Source organism: Thermoactinomyces sp. CICC 10521, from assembly GCF_016055135.1.
Lineage (GTDB): Bacteria > Bacillota > Bacilli > Thermoactinomycetales > Thermoactinomycetaceae > Thermoactinomyces_A > Thermoactinomyces_A daqus.
Window position 1 is genome coordinate 1 of the sequence record NZ_JAECVZ010000061.1, and the last position, 4,532, is coordinate 4,532.

Below are 4,532 nucleotides of genomic sequence, written 5' to 3' on the forward strand. Positions count from 1 at the left end.
GCCACACTCTGCGTTGGGGTACCTGTCTCCAAAGGAGTTCCGTCAACGTTTTACCTCAAATGCGGCTTAAAATGTCTGGACTTTTGGGGTTCATTAAGAAGTACATCACCAGATTGAATGTTATTATAGTGTAGGTCATTGCTCTTTCCTTCTTTAAATCCCCATAAACCAAAGGTATTAGCACCAAATTCTCTAGGTAAAATATGTTTTATATCTTCACCGTTTTTAGTTACCCTGCGAACAATGGTGTTGTTATAGTTTTCAATACTTTTTTTATCAGTGATAGGAATATAAAATAATTTCATCACCGATCTCCTCATCATAAAAAGGTATTTCATTCCTCTGAAATAAGCTTTAACTGAATATCATATACAAAAATGCAAAGAATATTGTCCCAGTTTCTACCTGGAAGGTAGGCACCAATCCGATAGGGAAGTCGATGCTCTTCCTTATAACTCTACAAAGTCATCGATTTGCGGTAACCCCGTTGCCATCCACGGTCGTTGACTACTCACCCTATGTTGACAGAACAGTTTCGATTCAAGCATCCTCCTCACAACCCAAAATGATTAATTATACACCATCCACATTTAGTAACGTCGATTTAAATTGCTCTGAAGCAAGAGAAATAATTTCCTTCTCCACTGCCGGTAAAGAACAGATGAACCCTGAAGGCCCTCTTAAAGTTGAATACCATGGAGCAACATATAAATATATTGGCTCTTTTAAAATTGGCGGATCAAACGAGCTAAATAAGGCATTTGCCCATCTTGTATATTTTTTTGTCGGAGGTTGATATGACTTAAATTGAAATAATACCTGGCTGAGACCCCCAATATGATATGCCGTTCCATCTCCCCATCTCGCAAATTTGCTTTTGTCTGTTCTTATATTTCGTATGTTCTCACTAATGGCGTTTTTGGTTCCCTTCTTTTCAGCCTTTCCAACGTATATAGGTCGGAATCTATTTAGCTCACCCTTCCCCATAATATAAAACAATCCTTCCCACTCTTCATCGGATAATCCCTTTTCCACAATCGAAATAACGGCTTCTTCCATTTTTTCACTTCTTTTTAAAAGTTTTCGTTCACTTTTTGTGATCCTTGTTTTCACCTGCAGATTCTCATCTGTCTCAAACAATGGTTCAAAACGATAATCCGGTACTTGAAGCAACCACTCCAACAGATTAATCATCTTCTATTCCCCTCCAAATTAAGTAGGTATTCTGGATATACATCGGAAGCAAGGCTAATGAGCTGATATTCAACCGCTCCTACTGTTGACGGAAAACCTGGAATAACGGGAGAGTTTATCTTTTGGTCCGGAATGATAACTAAAAAAGCCGGATATTTGACTGTTTCATCCTCAGCCAAAAGAAGAGAACGCCATCTTTGATAGGAACCTTTTCCATTAATCAATGACTTAATATGACTATTCCAACGAATAAGGGGATTCTTGCTTTTTCCTATATAAACAGGAACATAAGCCCGATCCAATTCTATAAGCAACATATAAATGCTGTTATTGAACACTTCATAATTGGTAACTTTATTTTTTATTTTCATTTGAATAGCATTGGCGTCTATTATTTCTCCTTTCTCAAACAAAGGAAGGGAGTAAGAATGTAAATATAGATTTAACCATTTGTTGAATAAAAAACGTTTTTGATCACACTCTGCTCTTTCATTCACTCAATACCCTTCTCTCTTATAAAAACTGAGTTGTTCCCCTATTGCCAATCCCTGAAGCGGAATAGAGACGAGTGTTTTATCCCGAAAATAATTGACTAGGAATCTTCTATATTCACTGCCAGCGTGAAAGGCAATCAATTGAATCTTGCTCCAATCCCAAGCGTTAAATTGCATCTCACTCAAAAACTGCTTATAAACACGTTCAGACCATTCCTTTTTCTCCCATATCTTCATGCTGATTAACGTTTGATCATAGGGGTCAATTACTTGATCTGGCTTTAATAACCCGTATTTGGCTGACAAGATATACACTTTGTCATAATGGTCTTTACAGTATGAGTAAGCTTTTTGAAACAGGGCCGAAACTGAATACATTTCTTCTGCCGGGCAAGAAAATCCCTTTTTCTTTTTGGTACAACTAATGAAGCCAATTTTCAATACATGCCTCTCCTTTGTAAGAGTTCAATAAACGGTACGATCCCCTTGGAGAAAAACCAGAAAACATAACCCAAGGTTTTTGGATTCAATTTGAAGTTTCCCCAAGTCTAATTGAAAAAGAGTCTCTAGGTAAATAAGCCCCACCACAGGGACTTTTCAAAAATGATTAGTAGTATTAACTCTCTACTCTACAATAAAGTTATTCGTAGGAAGAAGCTTTTTTATGGTTTTCAGGAAAACAACTTCTAATGAATCAGTGGGTAGGGACGTCGACCTCCCTCTTCTAAAAATTTACCTGAAACAACTTTTCGTACTTTTAAAGAGAAAGTATTTTCTGCTAATTTATATAGGTAAAAGCTCAAAATAGCCGATAAACAGTAGGTTGCTGCAATTAGCTCAGTGTTCATCTGTTTTCATCTCATTACCATCCTATCAAGCATTTCTCCGAATCCACTTTTTCACCGGTTTCATTCGCTGGTGACCCGCATAAAACCTCACCCGTAAGTATGTACCAATCGAAGATCTTCCGCATGACTTAGGCTTCCTCTTCATTGATTTGCAAAAATCTCCACCCGGTCAAACATTGTACTGACATCTTAATCCATTCGGCCTTTTTCCCCACATAAAAACCCCTGCCTTCTTTGCAAATGCGGCAGGGTCACATGCAGACTATATCTTTAATTCGCCCAATCTTACCAACTCCACAACGGCTTGAGATCGTCCTTTCACATTTAACTTTTGCATGACGTTACTGATGCGTACCTTTTGCAAACTTTGGGACAGTTTTATGTAGATATACTGGTCAAAATATGAACTTAAATTAATCCAGAATGACGAGACATCTTATCCTATTATGGACAGGTTTGGCCGATCATTCATTGCTTTTTGTTCGTCGATTAGCTCCAAATTAATCCACATCTTATTTTTACTGTGGATTTTAATTCAATTAAATCTTATTCATTATTTCGGATCGATCTATTTTTATAGGTGAATAATTATCATTTAATCTAATTTTCTACATTCCAGCCAGCATTCCCATTCTGATTAGTTTATGAACTTATCTCCGGCCATCTCATCTTAGGCGGCGAACAGTCAAACATCAATCCGAACCAGTGTCCTCCTTCAATTTCTTTACAAAAAATACCATTAAATAAATTTCGCAAAACAAAAGGAAAAGGTCATCAGATAAAGAATCATATTCCTTTTTTTACAAAATAATGCCACATCTCAATCCAGATATTCGAAAAACAAAGATAAAAAAACAAACCAAACATAATAAATCAGGACCATTATTATTCCTAAACGGGTTTTTAAAGAACCGACAAAATATAAAATAATGATTACTGTCAAAACAATAATCCCTATCAAATATAGCAAGCTTACAAAAATGTCATCCATCATCCACGCTCACCTTACCTTGAAATGTTAGTAAGACACAGCCTGTTTCGGGCTGTGTCTAATTATTCGACTAAAATGACTATATTTTAAAACCAACTTAACCATGCATATCGAATAGCTATCCTTATATCTCTTGCTGCCTGATAAAAATTACGGATTGCCATATACGTATGGAATGGGGCGTAATAAGCATAGGCTATAATTGATCCAATTGTAACTGCTGCTAGCTCCAATTGACCTGTTTCTATTTCAAATGGTAATACACGCATTGCCAGTCTAAAATCCTCGATAGTACCCGAGCAATTATTTTTTTAAGGTAGCTATAATAATATGATTGAGGCCTGTTTTCAAGCCACGCTAAACCAGCGTAAAGTTCTACTACCCCTGCGAAAACATGGCGTATAGCGGCTGCCAGGTAACGGCCAACCATCGAATGTCATTTGGATCAATATTGTTCACAGGATTGTTTTGACAATATATATACTTATGCTGGCTTAATGGATCACTTGGAATACCCTCAAACGTATCCCTCGTCAAGAATCTTCCTGTATCCGGATTGTAGTACCGGCTTTGCAAGTAATACAATCCCGTTTCCTTGTCATATCTATAACCCGCGTACGTATAGGGGTTGACGACGGTACCCGTTTGGCTGACGAGGTTGCCGAAGGCATCGTAGGTATACGTCCACGGCACCGGTGCTATCGGTGAGTGCCACGACATCCCCACGGTCAATTAATTGGTAGTTTCCCACCCCGGGTCATGCTGACAGGCAGATTGTCGTCATCATAGGTGTAGCTGGCGACGACGGCTCCGCTTTGATCCGTCTCATAAGACACGTTCTTGTTCTGGTCATAGTGGAACGTGATCGTGCCAGAAGCGGTGGTCATGGTTTTGCGCATGCCATCGGCCCGGTAGGTGAACGAGGCGATGGTGTTGCCGCTGCTGTCTTTCACCTGAATCAGGTGGTTGGCCGCGTCGTAGACATAGGTTTTGCTGCCATCGCTG

General features: G+C 38.6%; 6 protein-coding genes and 1 pseudogene. All 7 read right to left on the minus strand.

The window, feature by feature from the left end; genetic code table 11:
- Positions 1 to 50: 50 nt before the first annotated feature.
- Positions 51 to 305, minus strand: coding sequence for a hypothetical protein (locus tag I8U17_RS17715; protein WP_198059955.1), 255 nt, complete (start codon positions 303 to 305; stop codon positions 51 to 53).
- 268 nt (positions 306 to 573) lie between these two features.
- Entirely contained in the window at positions 574 to 1,194 is a 621-nt protein-coding gene (locus I8U17_RS17720) for a hypothetical protein (protein ID WP_198059956.1), read from the minus strand.
- Positions 1,191 to 1,691: a hypothetical protein gene (locus tag I8U17_RS17725; RefSeq protein ID WP_198059957.1), complete on the minus strand. Its 501-nt coding sequence runs from the start codon at positions 1,689 to 1,691 to the stop codon at positions 1,191 to 1,193. The genes I8U17_RS17720 and I8U17_RS17725 overlap by 4 nt, the downstream gene beginning before the upstream one ends.
- Positions 1,692 to 2,129, minus strand: coding sequence for a DUF6884 domain-containing protein (locus I8U17_RS17730; protein ID WP_198059958.1), 438 nt, complete (start codon positions 2,127 to 2,129; stop codon positions 1,692 to 1,694). It abuts the gene before it with no gap.
- 669 nt (positions 2,130 to 2,798) lie between these two features.
- Positions 2,799 to 2,888 (minus strand): annotated as a pseudogene (locus I8U17_RS17735) (helix-turn-helix domain-containing protein); the annotation flags it as partial.
- Between the two features lie 1,017 nt (positions 2,889 to 3,905).
- Positions 3,906 to 4,247, minus strand: coding sequence for an RHS repeat-associated core domain-containing protein (locus I8U17_RS17740; protein ID WP_198056591.1), 342 nt, complete (start codon positions 4,245 to 4,247; stop codon positions 3,906 to 3,908).
- Positions 4,248 to 4,255: 8 nt separating this feature from the next.
- A partial coding sequence (locus I8U17_RS17745) for a hypothetical protein (protein WP_198059959.1) occupies positions 4,256 to 4,532 on the minus strand: 277 nt, incomplete at its 5' end.